Raw genomic sequence first — 18,844 nt, 5'->3', positions numbered from 1 at the left:
TTCCGTTCTATTATGATATTCCTGCTCGCGGGTGTCATTATGGTTCCTATTGCTCAAAAAATTCGTCTAGGGGCGGTATTAGGATATCTATTAACGGGTATTGTCATTGGGCCATTTGTACTCGGTTTTATAAGAAATGTTGATGAAATTATGCATTTCGCTGAACTTGGTGTCGTTTTTTTGATGTTTTTAATTGGCCTGGAGCTTAATCCAACTAAATTATGGACATTAAGGCGTTCAATTTTTGTTATTGGCACTGCTCAAGTGATCATAACAGCAGCATTAATTACTGGTTTGCTTATTATTATTCATTTTTCTTGGCAAGCCGCAGTTGTAGGTGGGCTGGGCCTAGCCATGTCATCAACAGCAATTGCCTTACAGATTATGCATGAAAGGAACATGAATAATACCGAAAGTGGGCGGTTAGGTTTTTCTGTTTTACTTTTTCAAGATATGGCAGTGATCCCTATATTGGCACTTATTCCATTTCTTGCCAGTGGAACAGCAGATAACGATTGGTATCAAATTGGGTTGAAAGTGGTTGCCTTTGTTGGTTTGTGGATTGGAGGGCGCTATTTATTACGGCCATTATTTCATTTGGTTGCTAAGTCCGGTATTCATGAAATATTTACTGCCGCTTCTTTACTTGTCGTATTAGGGGCGGCATTTTTTATGGAAAAACTGGGTTTTTCTATGGCGCTGGGCACATTTATGGCTGGTGTATTACTGGCTGATACAGAATTTCGTCATGAGTTAGAGATCGCCATAGAGCCTTTTAAAGGATTACTGTTAGGTTTATTTTTTATTTCTGTTGGCATGTCACTTAATTTAGCGATCCTTTGGTCACATTTATTAGAAATAGTTGTCGGTGTTGTGATCTTGGTAATATTAAAATTTGCTATTCTCTATATTTTAGGTTGGTTAGTGCAGGTACGTCGCTCTTCACGTCTACTTTTTGCTGGGGTGTTGAGTCAGGCCGGTGAATTTGCATTTATTATCTTTTCTACGGCGATTAATGTCAAAGTAATGAATAATGAACAGATGTCATTGCTATTAGTTATTGTTACATTATCTATGATGACAACGCCACCATTAATGCAGCTAATCAGCAAATTACTAACTCACTGGTATAATGTGCGTAATGAGCCGATTGAAAAACCTTTTGTTGAGGATACCGATCCGCAAGTTATTTTGGTAGGGTTTGGGCGCGTTGGTCAAGTTGTTGGTCGTTTATTAATGGCCAATAAAATTCGTATTACGGTATTAGAACAAAATGTTAGTGCAATTCATACGATGCGACGCTATGGCTATAAAGTTTATTATGGTGATGCGCAAGATTTGCAATTATTGCGATCGGCGGGTGCGGCAAAAGCCAGTGTGATTGTTATTACCAGCGATAACCCAGAAGAAGTGCTGGGGATCGTTCATTTATGTCAGGCTAATTTTCCTAATCTTCATATTATAGCCAGAGCACGAGGGCGTTTTGAAGCGCATCAATTACGAGAAAATGGGGTGACAGATTTTTGCCGAGAGACGTTTGTCAGTGCTCTTGAGATGGGTGAAAGGACATTGATAAATCTAGGTATACATCCTCATCAGGCTCATCGAGCAAAACAGCATTTTCGTCGACTAGATGTTAAAATATTTAAAGAAAACTCCCCCAAAGCGGGTGAGGGAGAAATTGGTCAAGCGACTCGAATCAAAGAGGCGCGTAGAGAGCTTGAATAATTGTTTGAAATAGAAATAACGCAAGAGCGGGGTCAACCCAAAAGTTGGGATTAACATAAGATTAATTAGTGAGATAGTGGATGTCTGTAATACGTAAAAGATTTATTGCTGGCGCTGTTTGTCCTCAGTGCCAATCTCAAGATACGCTGATGCTTTGGCAAAAAAATGCATTTGATTACGTTGAATGTAAAAAGTGTCATTATAAACAATCTCAAACGGTAGATGGCATGGATAGTCATAGCAAAGATAAAAATCTGCGAATAGATATTCTTACTTTGTAATAAAAATAACGTTTTTTATAAGTTTCAATACAGTTGTACTTTTTTTTTGTACAATCGGAAAAATTTTTATCCACGGCGTTGTAGGAGATGTAATGAAAAAAATAGCGAAAGATTTAGTGGTGAGCCTGGCTTATCAAGTGAGAACAGAAGATGATGTATTAGTTGATGAGTCATTGGCCAGTGCGCCACTTGATTATTTGCATGGTCGTGGTTCTTTGATTTCAGGTTTAGAAAAGGCACTTGAAGGACGCAGTGTTGGTGAACAGTTCGATATTGAGATCCAAGCTGATGACGCTTATGGTCAATATGATGATAATTTAGTTCAGCGTGTACCAAAAGATGTTTTTGTGGGTGTCGATGAGTTACAAGTGGGTATGCGTTTTTTAGCTGATACCGATATGGGATCAGTACCCGTAGAAATTACGGGTATTGAAGGTGATGAGGTTATCGTGGATGGTAATCACATGTTAGCTGGGCAGAATTTAAAATTTAATGTTGAAATTATCGCCATCCGAGAAGCAACTGAGGAAGAATTAGCACATGGGCATGTCCATAGTGAAGATGGACATGAGGGTGGTTGTTGTAATGGTGAACATCATGGTGAGAAAGAGTGTTCTCATGGGGATGGTGGTTGTGGTTGTCATTAAGTTGACATAATAATCCCGTAGATTGAAATAGATCAGCGAGAAAATAAGCTCGCTGATTTTCTGACTGATTAATAGTGTGGTGGTGGAGTTTCTTCAGTAATTGGCGCTAACGGTGATGATTGTGTGGCTTTCAATCGTTCAGTCACCAGTTGCATATGTTCTTTTAACTTAACCATTTCAAGTTGTTGTTCGACAACCACTTGATTAAGTGCTTCAATGGTGATCTCTTGAAAAGATAATTTACTTTCCAAATCTTCTAGTCTTTCTTCATATTTTTTAAGTAAATCCATTTGAACCTCCTGTCGGGAGTGAAATACATAGATTGGATATTCGTTATAATGCCTATAGATAAAGCCTTAGAGAAGTTTTTTCTATAATGATTTACCATGTAACTACTTTTTATTGGCGTGGTTTAACTATATTTAATCCCCTAACTTATTGTATTATCTCGCAGTTGATTAGCTAACACACTTTACTATGACTTGATTGAAATAAATAAAATTAATTGGAGAACTGAATGAAATCACTATTTAAAACGACGCTGTTAGTGACAACTTTGTCTATGGTACTAAATACGTCGCAAGTATTCGCTGCTGAGGCAAATAAAAAATTTGATAATGAAGAGCAGCGTAGCGCTTATGCATTAGGAGCATCACTTGGTCGTTACATGGATAATTCTTTAATGCAGCAAAAATCTATCGGTATTAATCTTGATAGGCAACAGCTTTTAGCGGGTGTACAGGATGCATTTGTTAATAAAAGTAAACTTAGTGATCAAGAAATAGAAACAACATTAAAAGCATTTGAACAAAAGGTACGTGCTGCTGCTCAGGCAAAAATGGAAGAAGAGAGTAAAAAGAATGGTAAATTGGGTGATGAGTATCGCGCCAAATATCTCAAAGAAGAAAAAAGTGCAGTAAAAACAAAAAGTGGATTAATTTATAAAATTGAAAAACCAGGCGAAGGAGCAAAACCAACTGATAAAGATACTATAGTAGTAAATTACGAAGGTCGCTTAATTGATGGCTCGGTATTTGATAGTTCTTATAAACGTAATGAACCGTTAACAATTGCATTGGACTCAGTGATCCCTGGATGGACAGAAGGTTTGCAACAATTGAAAAAAGGCGGCAAAATCCAACTTATTATTCCACCAGAACTGGGTTATGGTAAATCTGCAGCAGCCGCAATTCCAGCAAATTCAACGTTGATCTTTAATGTTGAATTATTAGATATCAAACCGACTAACAAATAATTGAGTGGAAAAAGAGGCAGAGTTAGACTCTGTCTTTAGCATTTTATTATATTAAAAAATAATAGTTACGGTTTATTTATATAATTTATAATGAGTGACAATATGAGTGCGGTAATAGAAATTGCGCATTATCAATAAATATCTCGAATATAATTTAATGCATTTCTATAAATGTTAATATTATTTAATTTACTTAAAATAGTATCAACAGGTTTTTTTGTGATTTTTGTCTAAATTAAATGATTAAGTTACTTTTTTGTTGATGTCCTGTGAGACAGGCCAAAGGTCTGACACAAGATCCCTTGACGATCGGTCTTTGTGGTTTTAACGTCTTAGATTCTTTTTACCGTAAGTCTAGCGTATTAATGATTGCTAAATAAATTGCACATTAATAATAAGATCGGTGTTTACTCACATAATCGTTTAATAAAGTTTCGTCAATATGTGGAGGATGGAGTCTGAATGTCTAACCTATTATATTCTAATGATAGCTGTGATAATGATTTACTGGATGCTCAACCGTTTGATGGTGTAGATTATGCGATTTTGAAATCTTATGAATCTATGGTTGATGGTTTGGCTATGTTAATTGGTGGGCATTGTGAAATTGTTCTTCATTCACTTGAAGATTTAAAATGTTCAGCGGTCAGAATAGCTAATGGCGAACATACAGGCCGAATGATTGGTTCGCCAATTACCGATTTAGCTTTACGTATGCTTCATGATATGACCGATATTGATTCCAGTGTCTCGAAAGCTTATTTTACGCGTGCAAAAAGTGGCGCTTTAATGAAATCAGTCACTATTGCCATCCGTAATCCCAGGCGGCGGGTTATTGGTTTACTCTGTATTAATATGAATCTAGATGTGCCATTTTCGGAGATAGTCAAAACATTTGTGCCGGAAAAAAACCATGAAGTTGCTTCTAACGTAAATTTTGCCTCTTGTGTTGATGATCTTGTTGCTCAGGCATTGGAATTTACCATAGAAGAAGTTAATGTTGATCGCAATGTACCCAATAATATGAAAAACAGACAAGTCGTACTCAATTTATATGAAAAAGGAATTTTTGATATTAAAGATGCAATTAATCAGGTTGCTGATCGTTTGAATATTTCTAAGCATACTGTTTATCTTTATATACGGCAGTTTAAAAGTGGTGAGTAAATAAATGTGTGCTTCTACTTTGAATAAGTCTTTGACTTATTGCCTATTAGTGACAGGGCCTGCTTATGGAACTCAGCAGGCCACCAATGCTTGGCGATTCGCGAATGCTTTGATTATGGAAGGGCATATATTGAAAACCGTTTTTTTCTATCGAGAGGGTGTTTATAACGGTAATCAATTAATTTCTCCGGCTAGTGATGAATTTAATTTACTTATGGGTTGGAAAACATTAGCACAGCAGACAGGATGTCAATTGAATATCTGTGTTGCCGCTGCTTTGCGACGTGGTATTATTGATGAAACTGAGGCCAAAAATAGTGGCTTACCCTGCGCTAATTTAGATAAAGATTTTGTCTTGAGTGGGTTAGGTAGTTTGGCTGAGGCCATGCTCATCTGTGATCGCACAGTCCAATTTTGAGATAAATATGAAAAAAATAGCATTTGTATTTATGAAAACACCTCATGGAACTTCGAGTGGTCGTGAAGGATTAGATGCTTTACTTGCGACTTCTGCATTAACTCAAAATATTGGTGTTTTCTTTATTTCTGATGGCGTCTGTCAATTATTGGCAAAACAAAATCCTAATAAACTTTTGGCGCGTGATTATATTGCAACCTATAAATTACTACCATTATATGATATTAATGCTTGCTATATCTGTCAGGAAGATCTAGAAACAAGAGGATTTTCTTCTGACAGTTGTTTTATCCTACCAGCAACAGTTATTTCTGCTGATAGACTTAGGCGTAACTTAGCAGATTATGATGTAATTCTGACTTTCTAGTTAAATAGAAGGCTAACATGCTATATACCATTTCGACTTCCCCTTATTATAGTGACTTTAATTCATTAATTAACCTATTAACGGAGCAGGATGAGGTACTATTACTCCAGGATGGTGTTTTGTTAGGACATAAAATAGTATCGAGTAATAAAGATAATAATTATTTAATACAATTAAAGGATAAAGGGATTCGTGTTTTTGCTTTACAAGATGATGTAGAAGCAAGGGGCTTAATGCCATATATGTCATCTTATGTCCGTCAAATATCTTATGTTGATTTTGTGCAATTAACGGTAAAACATCCACAATATTTTGCTTGTTAATGGATGATCCTTTGTATATTTCTTGACACCTGTCTCTGTCAGCAATAAAATTTCGCGTCCTCGTGTTTTATCATGACGATAAACGAGGAAAATATCCGTGTTTACGAAGCAAAAAACCAGGAGCTTTTTTAATGGCAACAATTAATCAGCTGGTTCGCAAACCACGTAGCTCGACAGTTGTGAAAAGCAACGTTCCAGCACTGGAAGCTTGCCCGCAAAAACGTGGTGTATGTACTCGCGTATATACTACCACCCCTAAAAAACCTAACTCAGCATTGCGTAAAGTATGCCGTGTTCGTTTAACTAATGGTTATGAAGTGTCTTCTTATATTGGTGGTGAAGGCCACAACTTGCAGGAGCACTCAGTAATCTTGATTCGTGGTGGTCGTGTCAAAGACTTACCAGGTGTGCGTTATCACACTGTTCGCGGTGCACTGGACTGTTCTGGTGTAAAAGATCGCAAACAAGGTCGTTCTAAATACGGCGCTAAGAAGCCGAAAGCTTAATGGTTCTCCGTTAAGTAAGGCCAAACATTTAATTTTTAATGTCAAAATAAACTCATAGAGTTTTGGACAACCCTGAATTTAACAACGGAGTATATCCATGCCACGTCGTCGTGTAATTGGTCAACGTAAAATTCTGCCAGATCCAAAGTTTGGGTCAGAATTATTGGCTAAATTTATTAATATTTTGATGGTAGATGGTAAAAAATCTACTGCAGAAGCAATTGTATATAGTGCGCTTGAGGCCCTGGCTCAACGTGCTGGAAAAGATCATTTAGAAGCCTTTGAAATTGCTCTGGATAATGTTCGTCCAACAGTGGAAGTGAAATCACGCCGTGTAGGTGGTTCAACTTACCAGGTTCCTGTTGAAGTTCGTCCTGTCCGTCGTAATGCATTAGCAATGCGTTGGATTGTTGAAGCTGCTCGTAAACGCGGTGATAAATCGATGGCTTTGCGCTTAGCAAACGAATTATCTGATGCGGCTGAAAATAAAGGCACTGCTGTTAAAAAACGTGAAGATGTTCATCGTATGGCAGAAGCTAACAAGGCGTTTGCACACTATCGGTGGTAGCTTTTGCTAGTTATGTTTCGTAAGGGTAACTTGGTGTTACCCTTATACGAATTGAACGTTCACGAGAGAGGAAAAAATGGCTCGTAAAACTCCCATTACGCGTTATCGCAACATCGGTATTAGTGCCCATATTGATGCTGGTAAGACCACCACAACCGAACGTATCCTATTTTATACTGGCGTGAGCCATAAAATTGGTGAAGTTCATGATGGCGCAGCAACAATGGATTGGATGGAGCAGGAGCAGGAGCGTGGTATTACTATCACTTCAGCGGCAACTACTGCTTTCTGGTCTGGTATGGGTAAACAGTTTGACGAACACCGTATCAACATCATTGATACACCAGGACACGTTGACTTCACGATTGAAGTAGAACGTTCTATGCGCGTTCTTGATGGTGCGGTAATGGTTTATTGTGCAGTTGGTGGTGTCCAACCACAATCTGAAACAGTTTGGCGTCAGGCAAATAAGTATCAAGTACCCCGTATCGCATTTGTTAATAAAATGGATCGTATGGGTGCTAATTTTTTGCGTGTTGTTGAACAGATTGAAACACGTCTGGCAGCAATACCCGTTCCACTTCAGTTACCTATTGGTGCTGAAGAGTCATTCACTGGTGTTATTGATTTAGTTAAAATGAAAGCAATCCAGTGGAGTGACAGTGATCAAGGCGTTACTTTCGTTTATGAAGATATTCCAGCAAACATGCAAGCTCAAGCTGAAGAGTGGCATGGTAAACTGATTGAAGCTGCGGCCGAAGTATCAGATGAGTTGATGGAAAAATATTTTGGTGGCGAAGAGCTGTCTGAAGAAGAGATCAAACAAGCATTACGTAAGCGCGTATTGAATAATGAAATTATTCTGGTTACGTGTGGTTCGGCCTTTAAAAATAAAGGCGTGCAAGCAATGCTTGATGCGGTTATTGAATATTTACCTGCACCTACTGATATTCCTGCAATTAAAGGTGTTTTAACTGATGGTAAAAACACACCAGCGGAACGTCATGCAAGTGATGATGAGCCTTTTTCAGCATTGGCATTCAAAATTGCAACTGACCCATTTGTTGGTAATTTGACTTTCTTCCGGGTTTACTCTGGTGTCGTTAACTCAGGGGATACCGTTCTTAACCCAGTTAAAGATAAAAAAGAGCGTTTTGGTCGTATCGTTCAGATGCATGCTAATAAACGTGAAGAAATTAAAGAAGTCCGAGCGGGTGATATTGCTGCCGCTATCGGTCTCAAAGATGTGACTACCGGTGATACTCTATGTGGTATGGATGCGCCAATTATTTTGGAGCGTATGGAATTTCCACAGCCCGTTATCTCGGTTGCTATTGAACCAAAAACTAAAGCTGACCAAGAAAAAATGGGTATTGCTTTAGGTCGTTTGGCTCAAGAAGATCCATCCTTCCGCGTGTCAACAGATGAAGAATCTGGTCAGACAATTATTGCTGGTATGGGTGAGTTGCATCTGGAAGTATTGGTTGATCGTATGCGTCGTGAATTTAAAGTTGAAGCGAACGTTGGTAAACCACAAGTAGCATACCGTGAGACTATTCGTAAGTCTGTTGAGCAGGAAGGTAAGTTTGTTCGTCAGTCTGGTGGTCGTGGTCAATTTGGTCATGTATGGATACGCGTTGAACCTTTGGAAGCAGGCCATGAAATTGGTTATGAATTCCACAATGAAATCGTTGGGGGCGTTGTACCTAAAGAGTACATACCTGCGGTGGATAAGGGCGTTCAAGAACAGATGAAAAATGGTGTTCTGGCGGGCTACCCCATTGTTGATGTCAAAGTGGCATTGTATGATGGTTCCTATCATGAGGTTGATTCCTCGGAAATGGCATTCAAAATTGCAGGTTCTATGGCCTTCAAAGAAGGCTTCATGAAAGCAGGTCCAGTTTTACTGGAGCCAATCATGAAAGTTGAAGTTGAAACGCCTGAAGACTATATGGGTGACGTAATTGGTGACCTGAACCGTCGTCGTGGTATGATTGAAGGTATGGAAGATACAGCAACTGGTAAGACAGTTCGTGCTCAAGTACCATTGTCAGAAATGTTTGGTTATGCCACAGATCTGCGTTCACAAACTCAAGGTCGTGCTTCTTACTCTATGGAATTTTTGAAGTATAATGAAGCACCAACCAATGTTGCTCAAGCAATTATTGAGGCTCGTAAAGCTAAGTAATTGGCTTTCGGTTTAACTATTTAATCTGGTTCTCTCTTATTGTTTGAGAGAACTCTATAAGGAATAGAGTCGTGTCTAAAGAAAAATTTGAACGTAATAAACCGCACGTTAACGTTGGTACAATCGGCCACGTTGACCATGGTAAAACCACTTTAACCGCTGCAATCACCACCGTATTAGCGAAAACTTATGGCGGTAATGCGCGTGCATTTGATCAAATTGATAATGCACCAGAAGAAAAAGCGCGCGGGATCACTATTTCTACTTCTCACGTAGAATATGATACACCTAAACGCCATTATGCCCACGTAGATTGCCCAGGCCACGCAGATTATGTAAAAAACATGATCACCGGTGCGGCACAAATGGACGGCGCAATTTTAGTGGTAGCGGCAACTGATGGTCCAATGCCACAAACGCGTGAGCATATTTTATTAGGTCGCCAAGTAGGTGTTCCTTATATCATCGTTTTCCTGAATAAATGTGATATGGTTGATGATGAAGAGTTGCTAGAACTGGTTGAAATGGAAGTGCGTGAGCTGCTTTCTCAGTATGATTTCCCAGGCGACGACACGCCAGTAATCAGAGGTTCAGCGTTGAAAGCGCTGGAAGGTGTTGCTGAGTGGGAAGCGAAAATTATTGAGTTAGCGGAAGCGTTAGATAGCTATATCCCAGAGCCAGAGCGTGCAATAGATAAACCTTTCTTGTTGCCAATCGAAGATGTGTTTTCGATCTCAGGTCGTGGAACGGTAGTAACAGGTCGTGTAGAGCGTGGTATTGTTAAAGTTGGTGAAGAAGTAGAAATCGTTGGCATTAAAGAGACGACGAAGACGACATGTACCGGCGTAGAAATGTTCCGTAAACTGTTAGACGAAGGTCGTGCAGGTGAAAACGTAGGTGTTTTATTACGTGGTACCAAGCGTGAAGACGTCGAGCGTGGTCAAGTATTGGCCAAACCAGGCTCAATCAAACCGCATACTCAATTTGAATCAGAAGTTTATATTTTGAGCAAAGATGAGGGTGGACGCCACACACCATTCTTTAAAGGTTACCGTCCCCAGTTTTATTTTAGAACGACAGATGTAACGGGCACAATCGAATTGCCAGAAGGCGTCGAGATGGTAATGCCTGGCGATAATATCAACATGAAAGTGACATTGATAGCGCCAATCGCGATGGATGAAGGGCTGCGTTTTGCGATCCGCGAAGGTGGTCGTACAGTCGGTGCGGGTGTTGTTGCTAAAATTATTGCTTGATCTTTAAAGCAATAATTGTAAAAAGGGCATCATCTGATGCCTTTTTTATACTAGCTTAGATAACTTAAGAACCTATCTCATCAATAGTTTATATGGTCAATTATTGGTGAGATAGGCTCTGATATAAAGAATTATTGGATGTCTCTCAATAGTTGAATGTCATACTGGTTTATGGCGTAAAGTGAGATACAATAGTGGTATGTTTTATTTCGGTCAAATTTGAATTGTTTTACGAGGCAAATTGACTTTTTATTATATCATAGTAACGGGTTGATTTATGAGTGCGAATAGCGATGCTCAAGAAAGCGGACGTAGTTTTGATGTAGCAAAATGGGTATTAGTCGCGATTCTTTTAGTTATTGCTATTGTTGGTAATTATTATTTCCGACAATACAATCTTGCATTACGTGTCATAGCAGTTGTTGCTATTGCCGCGCTTGCTGGTGGCATTGCATTGTGGACAGCAAAAGGAAAAGCAACTTTAGCATTTGCTCGCGAAGCTCGTATTGAAATGCGTAAAGTAATTTGGCCAACGCGCCAGGAAACATTACAGACAACATTAATTGTTGCGGCAGTTACTGCTGTTATGGCACTAATTCTTTGGGGATTAGATGGTATACTGGTGCGTTTAGTTTCATTTATTACAGGCCTGAGGTTCTAAAATGTCGGAATCCCCTAAAAAACGCTGGTATGTTATTCAAGCATTTTCTGGTTTTGAGGCTAGAGTGGCCCAGTCATTGCGTGAGCATATCAAGTTACATGCTATGGAAGATAAGTTTGGTGAAGTGATGGTGCCAACGGAAGAAGTGATGGAAATTCGAAGTGGCCAACGTCGTAAAAGTGAACGCAAATTCTTTCCAGGATATGTTTTAGTTCAAATGACTATGGATGATGATAGCTGGCATTTAGTGCGTAGTGTACCACGTGTTATGGGTTTTATTGGTGGTACACCAGATCGCCCAGCTCCTATTAGCGATAAAGAAGTTGATGCGATTATGAATCGCTTGCAGCAAGTAGGGGATAAGCCACGACCAAAAACCTTGTTTGAGCCAGGAGAAATGGTTCGTGTTAGTGATGGTCCATTTGCAGACTTCAACGGTGTGGTTGAAGAAGTTGACTATGAAAAGAGCCGTCTCAAAGTATCGGTTTCTATTTTCGGTCGCGCAACACCGGTGGAGTTAGATTTCAGCCAAGTAGAAAAAGTGTAATACACTTGACAACTTGCTTGTAAAAGGCGGGAAATTTGGCTACAATTCCGCGCTTTTATTTTTTGTGGCCTGAAAATTGTACAGGTCATTATATACACAGGGGAGCTTCATAATTGAAGCGACATTACCCAATTAGAGGAAATTATGCATGGCTAAGAAAGTACAAGCCTATGTTAAGCTGCAAGTCGCAGCAGGCATGGCTAATCCTAGTCCTCCTGTTGGTCCAGCGTTGGGTCAGCAAGGTGTGAATATCATGGAATTTTGTAAAGCGTTTAATGCTAAAACAGATAGTTTAGAAAAAGGCTTGCCAATTCCAGTTGTAATTACTGTCTACTCAGACCGTTCATTTACATTTATAACCAAGACACCGCCTGCCGCCGTATTATTGAAAAAAGCAGCTGGTGTTAAGTCAGGTTCAGGCAAACCAAATAAAGAGAAAGTTGGCAAAGTAACCAGCGCACAAATTCGTGAAATTGCAGAAACTAAAGCTGCGGATATGACAGGGGCTGATATTGAAGCGATGATGCGTTCAATTGAAGGTACTGCTCGTTCCATGGGCTTGGTAGTGGAGGGTTAATCAATGGCTAAACTAACCAAGCGTATGCGCACTATCCGTGAAAAAATTGATGCAACTAAACACTATGATATTTCTGAAGCCATTACACTTTTGAAAGAGTTAGCGACTGCTAAATTTGTAGAAAGCGTTGATGTCGCTGTTAATCTTGGCATTGATGCACGTAAATCTGATCAAAATGTTCGTGGCGCAACGGTTTTACCGCATGGTACAGGTCGCTCTGTTCGTGTTGCTGTATTTACTCAAGGAGCGAATGCTGAAGCAGCTACCGCTGCTGGAGCTGAATTAGTTGGCATGGAAGATTTGGCTGATAAAATTAAAGCGGGCGAAATGAACTTTGATGTTGTTATTGCTTCGCCAGATGCTATGCGCATTGTTGGCCAGTTAGGTCAGATTTTAGGGCCTCGTGGTTTAATGCCAAACCCTAAAGTTGGTACAGTAACGCCAAATATCGCTGAAGCGGTTCAAAATGCCAAAGCGGGACAGATCCGTTATCGTAATGATAAAAACGGTATCATTCATACCACTATTGGTAAGGTTGACTTTGACGATAGTAAATTGAAAGAAAATCTTGAGGCACTATTGGTTGCGTTGAAAAAAGCAAAACCATCTTCTGCTAAAGGTGTTTATATTAAGAAAATTAGCCTATCTACCACGATGGGAGCAGGGGTTGCCGTTGATCAAGCAGGATTATCTGCGTCAGCGTAATTTTTGAATATCATTTTTTGCTTTACCTTTGTGTTAAATTTGTATAGAATTTGACACCCTGTGTTTGTTATCATCTATTTTATTAAGCGATAACAAACCCTAAATTTAGGTTGGTGCCTGGCCTTATCCAGGCCCCGTCCAAGACCGTAGGTGTAAGTGATTACTTAATATCCTACGTAGACGGTGACAGAGCCACTAAGATTAATTTCTGGATTCTGCTCACCGTATTTAACGCTCAAACATATGGGATGTTTTGAGTGATGTGAGTCCCGGGATAACCCGGTTAATCCAGGAGCAAGAAGCTAATGGCACTAAATCTTCAAGACAAACAAGCGATTGTTGCTGAAGTCAGCGAAGTAGCCAAAGGTGCGCTGTCTGCAGTTGTCGCGGATTCCCGCGGTGTAGCTGTAGATAAAATGACTGAACTGCGTAAAGCAGGTCGCGAAGCCGGTGTTTATCTTCGTGTTGTTCGTAATACGTTGATGCGCCGCGTTGTTGAAGGTACTACTTACGAGTGCCTTAAAGAAGCGTTTATTGGTCCAACCTTGATTGCTTTTTCTAACGAACATCCGGGCGCAGCAGCTCGTTTGTTTAAAGAATTCGCGAAAGCGAATCCAGCATTCGAGATTAAAGCAGCAGCCTTTGAAGGAGAGTTTATTCCAGCGAATCAAATTGATCGTTTGGCAACTCTTCCAACTTACGAAGAAGCAATTGCGCGTCTGATGTCAACCATGAAAGAAGCCTCTGCAGGTAAATTGGCTCGCATTATGGCGGCACTACGTGATCAGAAAGAAGCTGCTTAAGCCTATTTCTGTCGTTGCTTTTTAACGTATAAAATATTTCTGAATTTTAGGAACCCTTGTTATGTCTATAACTAAAGAACAAATTCTTGATGCAGTTGCAGCTATGTCTGTAATGGATGTTGTTGAACTGATCACTTTGATGGAAGATAAATTTGGTGTTTCTGCTGCAGCAGCAGTAGCAGTCGCTGCACCAGGTGCTGCTGAAGCAGCTGAAGAAAAAACTGAATTTGATGTTATCTTGTCTGCTATCGGTGCTAACAAAGTTGCGGTTATTAAAGCTGTTCGTACGGCAACTGGTTTAGGACTAAAAGAAGCTAAAGACATGGTAGAATCAGCGCCAGCAACAATTAAAGAAGCAGTAAGCAAAGAAGAATCTGAAACATTGAAGAAATCGCTGGAAGAAGCGGGTGCTTCTGTTGAAGTTAAATAAGCTTTGCTTTAAGTTGGCAGCCTAATTTTATAGGCTGACGGCTGGTGATTTTTTAGTCACCAGCCTTTTTGCGCTATAAAGTGTATTAGGGTATCAGTAATATTTCACACTGTTTAGTTACTGATTTATCCTTTCAATGCTTTTTGCTATTGACGACTTAATATACTGTGTTTATGACTCTGACAATTAAAGCTTAGTAGTCATATGATGCAATGAAATGATTTAAGAGTAATAGCAATAGGTATTATGGAAAATAATCTGTTTTCCGTTCCAAAAAATAGTGTTGCAGATGCTGTCCTTTAGGACGGACAGAGTGGGCCACTGATCAGCAAGCTGAGGAACCCTATGGTTTACTCCTATACCGAGAAAAAACGTATTCGTAAGGATTTTGGCAAACGTCCGCAAGTTTTGGATGTTCCTTATCTTTTATCTATCCAACTTGACTCGTTTGCTAAGTTTATCGAGCAAGATTTAGAAGGTCAGAATGGGCTGGAAGCAGCATTCCGTTCTGTATTTCCAATTCAAAGCTATAGCGGCAATGCTGAATTGCAATATGTTAGCTATCGTCTTGGTGAACCTGTATTTGATGTTAAAGAATGTCAGATCCGTGGTGTCACTTATTCTGCTCCTTTACGGGTTAAATTACGTCTTGTTATTTACGAGCGTGAAGCACCAGAAGGCACAGTAAAGGATATAAAAGAGCAAGAAGTTTACATGGGTGAAATTCCACTCATGACAGATAATGGTACTTTTATTATCAATGGTACAGAGCGTGTTATTGTTTCTCAATTACATCGCAGTCCTGGTGTATTTTTTGATAGTGATAAAGGTAAAACCCATTCTTCAGGTAAGGTGTTATATAATGCACGCATTATTCCTTACCGTGGTTCATGGTTAGATTTTGAATTTGACCCTAAAGATAATCTTTTCGTTCGTATTGATCGCCGTCGTAAATTACCGGCGACCATTATTCTACGTGCGATGGATTATGGTACCGAAGAAATCCTTAATCTCTTTTTTGAGAAGACGATTTTTCAAATCCGTGATAATAAGCTGTTAATGACGTTAATACCCGAGCGTTTGCGTGGTGAAACAGCTTCTTTTGATATTGAAGCCAACGGTAAAGTCTATATTGAAAAAGGACGCCGCATTACAGCACGTCATATTCGTCAGCTAGAAAAAGACAAAATTACTAGTATCGAAGTGCCTGTTGAATATATTGCAGGTAAAGTGGTCGCTAAAGATTATATTGATGAAAGTACCGGCGAGTTAATCTGTACAGCTAATACAGAGCTTTCTCTGGATATGTTGGCACGTTTAAGTCAAGGTGGTTATAAAACCATTGAAACCTTATTTACTAATGACTTAGATCATGGCGCATATATCTCAGAAACATTGCGTACTGATCCAACCAATGATCGTTTAAGTGCGTTAGTTGAAATTTACCGTATGATGCGCCCAGGCGAACCACCTACGCGCGAAGCGGCAGAAAATTTGTTTGAGAACTTATTCTTTTCTGAAGAGCGTTACGATCTTTCTGCTGTAGGGCGGATGAAGTTTAATCGTTCACTCGATCGTGATGCAATTGAAGGCTCAAGTATCTTAAGCAAACAAGATATCATTGATGTGATGAAAAAACTCATTGATATTCGCAATGGTAAAGGTGAAGTTGATGATATTGACCATTTAGGTAACCGACGTATTCGTTCGGTTGGTGAAATGGCTGAAAATCAATTCCGAGTTGGTTTAGTGCGAGTCGAGCGTGCGGTTAAAGAGCGTTTGTCATTAGGTGATTTAGATGCATTAATGCCTCAAGACATGATTAACGCGAAACCAATTTCTGCTGCGGTTAAAGAGTTCTTTGGCTCAAGTCAATTGTCGCAGTTTATGGATCAGAATAATCCACTCTCTGAAATCACCCATAAACGTCGTATTTCAGCATTAGGCCCAGGTGGACTAACACGTGAGCGAGCGGGTTTTGAAGTTCGTGACGTACACCCAACCCACTATGGGCGTGTATGTCCAATTGAGACGCCTGAAGGGCCGAATATCGGTTTGATTAACTCATTGTCTGTCTATGCACAAACCAATGAGTATGGTTTTTTGGAAACACCTTATCGCTTGGTACGGGATGGTATCGTAACTGATGAAATTCATTATTTATCAGCGATTGAAGAAGGTAACTACATCATTGCTCAGGCAAATACTGTTTTAGATGATGATGGTCGGTTCGTTGAAGAATTAATTACTTGCCGCAATAAAGGTGAATCCAGTCTATTTAGTCAAGAACAAGTAGAATATATGGACGTTTCAACCCAACAGGTTGTATCTGTTGGTGCTTCATTAATTCCATTCCTTGAGCATGATGACGCCAACCGTGCATTGATGGGTGCGAACATGCAACGTCAGGCAGTACCGACGTTACGTTCAGATAAACCACTCGTTGGAACGGGTATGGAACGTGCTGTTGCTGTTGACTCTGGAGTAACCGCAGTTGCTAAACGTGGTGGTACCGTCCAGTATGTAGATGCTTCACGTATTGTTATCAAAGTTAATGAAGATGAGATGTATCCTGGTGAAGCCGGCATTGATATTTATAATCTGACAAAATATACGCGTTCTAATCAGAACACTTGTATTAATCAGATGCCATGTGTTGCGCTGGGTGAGCCGATTGAGCGTGGCGATGTTTTGGCTGATGGCCCATCGACAGATTTAGGTGAATTGGCACTTGGTCAAAATATGCGCGTTGCGTTCATGCCCTGGAATGGTTATAACTTTGAAGATTCCATTTTGGTCTCTGAACGAGTGGTACAAGAAGATCGTTTTACTACCATTCACATTCAGGAATTAGCTTGTGTATCGCGTGATACTAAGTTAGGGCCAGAGGAGATTACTGCAGATATTCCTAACGTAGGGGAAGCGGCACTATCTAAATTGGATGAATCAGGGATTGTTTATATCGGTGCAGAAGTAACGGGCGGCGACATTCTGGTTGGTAAGGTAACACCGAAAGGTGAAACCCAATTAACGCCAGAAGAGAAACTGCTGCGCGCTATTTTTGGTGAAAAAGCTTCTGACGTCAAGGATTCTTCACTGCGGGTACCAAATGGGGTATCAGGAACGGTTATTGATGTACAAGTCTTTACCCGCGACGGTGTAGAGAAAGATAAACGTGCATTAGAAATTGAAGAAATGCAGCTTCGGGATGCGAAGAAAGACTTAACGGAAGAGTTGCGTATCTTTGAAGCCGGTTTATTTGCCCGTATCAGAGCAGTACTAACTAATGGCGGTATTGAAGGTGAGAAGCTGGATAAATTACCGCGTGAGCGTTGGTTAGAATTATCGTTTAAAGATGAAGAAAAACAAAATCAGTTAGAGCAATTGGCTGAGCAGTATGATGAGCTTAAAGCTGAATTTGAGAAGAAGCTAGAGGCTAAACGTCGTAAGATCACTCAAGGTGATGATTTAGCACCAGGCGTATTGAAAATCGTTAAGGTTTATTTGGCAGTAAAACGTCAAATTCAACCAGGCGATAAAATGGCTGGTCGGCATGGTAACAAAGGGGTTATTTCCAAAATTAACCCAGTTGAAGACATGCCTTACGATGAAAGTGGTAACCCTGTTGATATCGTTTTGAACCCACTGGGCGTACCATCACGTATGAATATTGGTCAGATTCTGGAAACCCATTTGGGTATGGCTGCTAAAGGTATTGGCGATAAGATCAATACCATGCTGAAACAACAGCGTGAAGTAGCTAAATTGAAAGAATTTATTCAGAAAGCTTATGACTTAGGAGATGATCCTCGTCAAACAGTTGATCTCAGTACCTTTTCTGATGAAGAAGTTCTGCGGTTAGCACATAATTTGAAGAAAGGTATGCCAATTGCAACACCGGTCTTTGATGGTGCAAAAGAAAAGGAAATCAAAGAACTATTGACTTTAGCTGAGTTGCCGACTTCTGGTCAGATTACATTGTATGATGGCCGTACAGGCGAGAAATTTGAACGTCAGGTAACAGTTGGTTATATGTATATGCTGAAACTGAATCATCTTGTTGATGATAAAATGCATGCACGTTCAACAGGCTCCTACAGTCTGGTTACTCAACAACCGTTGGGTGGTAAAGCACAGTTTGGTGGTCAGCGTTTTGGTGAGATGGAAGTTTGGGCTCTGGAAGCATATGGTGCCGCTTACACCTTGCAAGAAATGCTTACCGTTAAATCCGATGATGTGAACGGACGTACTAAGATGTATAAAAACATCGTAGACGGCAACCATCAGATGGAACCAGGGATGCCGGAGTCTTTCAATGTATTATTGAAAGAGATCCGCTCGTTGGGTATTAACATCGAACTGGAAGACGAGTAATAAGTGATGTTGTAAAGCCTAAGTTGCTACTTAGCTTTACGAA

General features: G+C 39.9%; 20 protein-coding genes. 19 read left to right on the top strand and 1 reads right to left on the bottom strand.

Annotated elements, in window-relative coordinates; genetic code table 11:
* Positions 1–12: 12 nt before the first annotated feature.
* The 3 genes from kefB to slyD all read left to right on the top strand — a co-directional run bounded on the left by kefB (position 13) and on the right by slyD (position 2,656).
* Positions 13–1,728 (top strand): glutathione-regulated potassium-efflux system protein KefB, encoded by a 1,716-nt coding sequence (gene kefB, locus ArsFIN_RS19415; RefSeq protein ID WP_246067297.1) that lies wholly within the window; start codon positions 13–15, stop codon positions 1,726–1,728.
* Between the two features lie 80 nt (positions 1,729–1,808).
* Positions 1,809–2,009, top strand: coding sequence for a YheV family putative zinc ribbon protein (locus tag ArsFIN_RS19410; RefSeq protein ID WP_026822983.1), 201 nt, complete (start codon positions 1,809–1,811; stop codon positions 2,007–2,009).
* A gap of 92 nt (positions 2,010–2,101) precedes the next feature.
* Complete coding sequence (slyD, locus tag ArsFIN_RS19405; RefSeq protein WP_034249712.1) at positions 2,102–2,656, top strand: peptidylprolyl isomerase; 555 nt, start codon at positions 2,102–2,104, stop codon at positions 2,654–2,656.
* A 68-nt stretch (positions 2,657–2,724) separates the two neighbouring features.
* On the opposite strand, the gene ArsFIN_RS19400 is transcribed toward slyD, so the two are convergent.
* A complete protein-coding gene (locus tag ArsFIN_RS19400) occupies positions 2,725–2,946 on the bottom strand; it encodes a SlyX family protein (RefSeq protein ID WP_026822985.1) in 222 nt (73 codons plus the stop codon).
* 227 nt (positions 2,947–3,173) lie between these two features.
* On the opposite strand from ArsFIN_RS19400, the gene fkpA reads away from it, so the two are divergent.
* The 16 genes from fkpA to rpoB all read left to right on the top strand — a co-directional run bounded on the left by fkpA (position 3,174) and on the right by rpoB (position 18,801).
* Positions 3,174–3,911 carry an FKBP-type peptidyl-prolyl cis-trans isomerase gene (fkpA, locus tag ArsFIN_RS19395; RefSeq protein ID WP_051297034.1) on the top strand — a complete coding sequence of 246 codons (738 nt, stop codon included), beginning with the start codon at positions 3,174–3,176 and terminating at the stop codon, positions 3,909–3,911.
* A 462-nt stretch (positions 3,912–4,373) separates the two neighbouring features.
* Entirely contained in the window at positions 4,374–5,078 is a 705-nt protein-coding gene (locus tag ArsFIN_RS19390; RefSeq protein WP_026822986.1) for a helix-turn-helix transcriptional regulator, read from the top strand.
* Between the two features lie 4 nt (positions 5,079–5,082).
* Positions 5,083–5,496, top strand: coding sequence for a sulfurtransferase complex subunit TusD (gene tusD, locus ArsFIN_RS19385; RefSeq protein WP_034249713.1), 414 nt, complete (start codon positions 5,083–5,085; stop codon positions 5,494–5,496).
* Positions 5,497–5,503: 7 nt separating this feature from the next.
* Positions 5,504–5,863 (top strand): sulfurtransferase complex subunit TusC, encoded by a 360-nt coding sequence (gene tusC, locus ArsFIN_RS19380; protein ID WP_026822988.1) that lies wholly within the window; start codon positions 5,504–5,506, stop codon positions 5,861–5,863.
* A gap of 17 nt (positions 5,864–5,880) precedes the next feature.
* Complete coding sequence (gene tusB, locus ArsFIN_RS19375) at positions 5,881–6,186, top strand: sulfurtransferase complex subunit TusB (RefSeq protein WP_026822989.1); 306 nt, start codon at positions 5,881–5,883, stop codon at positions 6,184–6,186.
* A gap of 131 nt (positions 6,187–6,317) precedes the next feature.
* The gene (rpsL, locus tag ArsFIN_RS19370; protein WP_026822990.1) at positions 6,318–6,692 is read left to right on the top strand and encodes a 30S ribosomal protein S12; all 375 of its coding nucleotides are present in this window, start codon (positions 6,318–6,320) and stop codon (positions 6,690–6,692) included.
* A 97-nt stretch (positions 6,693–6,789) separates the two neighbouring features.
* Positions 6,790–7,260 carry a 30S ribosomal protein S7 gene (gene rpsG / locus ArsFIN_RS19365; RefSeq protein WP_026822991.1) on the top strand — a complete coding sequence of 157 codons (471 nt, stop codon included), beginning with the start codon at positions 6,790–6,792 and terminating at the stop codon, positions 7,258–7,260.
* A gap of 76 nt (positions 7,261–7,336) precedes the next feature.
* Positions 7,337–9,448, top strand: coding sequence for an elongation factor G (fusA, locus tag ArsFIN_RS19360; RefSeq protein WP_026822992.1), 2,112 nt, complete (start codon positions 7,337–7,339; stop codon positions 9,446–9,448).
* 71 nt (positions 9,449–9,519) lie between these two features.
* A complete protein-coding gene (tuf, locus tag ArsFIN_RS19355) occupies positions 9,520–10,704 on the top strand; it encodes an elongation factor Tu (RefSeq protein ID WP_135678135.1) in 1,185 nt (394 codons plus the stop codon).
* A 277-nt stretch (positions 10,705–10,981) separates the two neighbouring features.
* Positions 10,982–11,365, top strand: coding sequence for a preprotein translocase subunit SecE (gene secE, locus ArsFIN_RS19350; protein ID WP_026823562.1), 384 nt, complete (start codon positions 10,982–10,984; stop codon positions 11,363–11,365).
* 1 nt (position 11,366) lies between these two features.
* Positions 11,367–11,912, top strand: coding sequence for a transcription termination/antitermination protein NusG (gene nusG / locus ArsFIN_RS19345; protein ID WP_026823563.1), 546 nt, complete (start codon positions 11,367–11,369; stop codon positions 11,910–11,912).
* Between the two features lie 148 nt (positions 11,913–12,060).
* Positions 12,061–12,489, top strand: coding sequence for a 50S ribosomal protein L11 (gene rplK, locus ArsFIN_RS19340; protein ID WP_026823564.1), 429 nt, complete (start codon positions 12,061–12,063; stop codon positions 12,487–12,489).
* Positions 12,490–12,492: 3 nt separating this feature from the next.
* The gene (gene rplA / locus ArsFIN_RS19335) at positions 12,493–13,194 is read left to right on the top strand and encodes a 50S ribosomal protein L1 (RefSeq protein ID WP_026823565.1); all 702 of its coding nucleotides are present in this window, start codon (positions 12,493–12,495) and stop codon (positions 13,192–13,194) included.
* Between the two features lie 305 nt (positions 13,195–13,499).
* Positions 13,500–13,997, top strand: a complete 498-nt coding sequence (gene rplJ, locus ArsFIN_RS19330; protein ID WP_026823566.1) for a 50S ribosomal protein L10 — start codon at positions 13,500–13,502, stop codon at positions 13,995–13,997.
* A 61-nt stretch (positions 13,998–14,058) separates the two neighbouring features.
* Positions 14,059–14,427 carry a 50S ribosomal protein L7/L12 gene (gene rplL / locus ArsFIN_RS19325; RefSeq protein WP_026823567.1) on the top strand — a complete coding sequence of 123 codons (369 nt, stop codon included), beginning with the start codon at positions 14,059–14,061 and terminating at the stop codon, positions 14,425–14,427.
* A gap of 345 nt (positions 14,428–14,772) precedes the next feature.
* On the top strand, positions 14,773–18,801 hold the full coding sequence (gene rpoB / locus ArsFIN_RS19320; RefSeq protein ID WP_026823568.1) for a DNA-directed RNA polymerase subunit beta: 4,029 nt from the start codon (positions 14,773–14,775) through the stop codon (positions 18,799–18,801).
* Positions 18,802–18,844 lie beyond the last annotated feature (43 nt).

The organism is Arsenophonus nasoniae, from assembly GCF_004768525.1.
Taxonomy (GTDB): domain Bacteria; phylum Pseudomonadota; class Gammaproteobacteria; order Enterobacterales; family Enterobacteriaceae; genus Arsenophonus; species Arsenophonus nasoniae.
The sequence above is the reverse complement of the archived record's forward strand: the minus strand, read 5'-3'. Positions and strand labels throughout refer to the sequence as shown.

Bases quoted from the DNA above. Each gene is read 5' to 3' on its own strand.
- kefB (WP_246067297.1), top strand. From the start codon at position 13: ATGATATTCCTGCTCGCGGGTGTCATTATGGTTCCTATTGCTCAAAAA.
- ArsFIN_RS19410 (WP_026822983.1), top strand. From the start codon at position 1,809: ATGTCTGTAATACGTAAAAGATTTATTGCTGGCGCTGTTTGTCCTCAG.
- slyD (WP_034249712.1), top strand. From the start codon at position 2,102: ATGAAAAAAATAGCGAAAGATTTAGTGGTGAGCCTGGCTTATCAAGTG.
- ArsFIN_RS19400 (WP_026822985.1), bottom strand. From the start codon at position 2,946: ATGGATTTACTTAAAAAATATGAAGAAAGACTAGAAGATTTGGAAAGT.
- fkpA (WP_051297034.1), top strand. From the start codon at position 3,174: ATGAAATCACTATTTAAAACGACGCTGTTAGTGACAACTTTGTCTATG.
- ArsFIN_RS19390 (WP_026822986.1), top strand. From the start codon at position 4,374: ATGTCTAACCTATTATATTCTAATGATAGCTGTGATAATGATTTACTG.
- tusD (WP_034249713.1), top strand. From the start codon at position 5,083: ATGTGTGCTTCTACTTTGAATAAGTCTTTGACTTATTGCCTATTAGTG.
- tusC (WP_026822988.1), top strand. From the start codon at position 5,504: ATGAAAAAAATAGCATTTGTATTTATGAAAACACCTCATGGAACTTCG.
- tusB (WP_026822989.1), top strand. From the start codon at position 5,881: ATGCTATATACCATTTCGACTTCCCCTTATTATAGTGACTTTAATTCA.
- rpsL (WP_026822990.1), top strand. From the start codon at position 6,318: ATGGCAACAATTAATCAGCTGGTTCGCAAACCACGTAGCTCGACAGTT.
- rpsG (WP_026822991.1), top strand. From the start codon at position 6,790: ATGCCACGTCGTCGTGTAATTGGTCAACGTAAAATTCTGCCAGATCCA.
- fusA (WP_026822992.1), top strand. From the start codon at position 7,337: ATGGCTCGTAAAACTCCCATTACGCGTTATCGCAACATCGGTATTAGT.
- secE (WP_026823562.1), top strand. From the start codon at position 10,982: ATGAGTGCGAATAGCGATGCTCAAGAAAGCGGACGTAGTTTTGATGTA.
- nusG (WP_026823563.1), top strand. From the start codon at position 11,367: ATGTCGGAATCCCCTAAAAAACGCTGGTATGTTATTCAAGCATTTTCT.
- rplK (WP_026823564.1), top strand. From the start codon at position 12,061: ATGGCTAAGAAAGTACAAGCCTATGTTAAGCTGCAAGTCGCAGCAGGC.
- rplA (WP_026823565.1), top strand. From the start codon at position 12,493: ATGGCTAAACTAACCAAGCGTATGCGCACTATCCGTGAAAAAATTGAT.
- rplJ (WP_026823566.1), top strand. From the start codon at position 13,500: ATGGCACTAAATCTTCAAGACAAACAAGCGATTGTTGCTGAAGTCAGC.
- rplL (WP_026823567.1), top strand. From the start codon at position 14,059: ATGTCTATAACTAAAGAACAAATTCTTGATGCAGTTGCAGCTATGTCT.
- rpoB (WP_026823568.1), top strand. From the start codon at position 14,773: ATGGTTTACTCCTATACCGAGAAAAAACGTATTCGTAAGGATTTTGGC.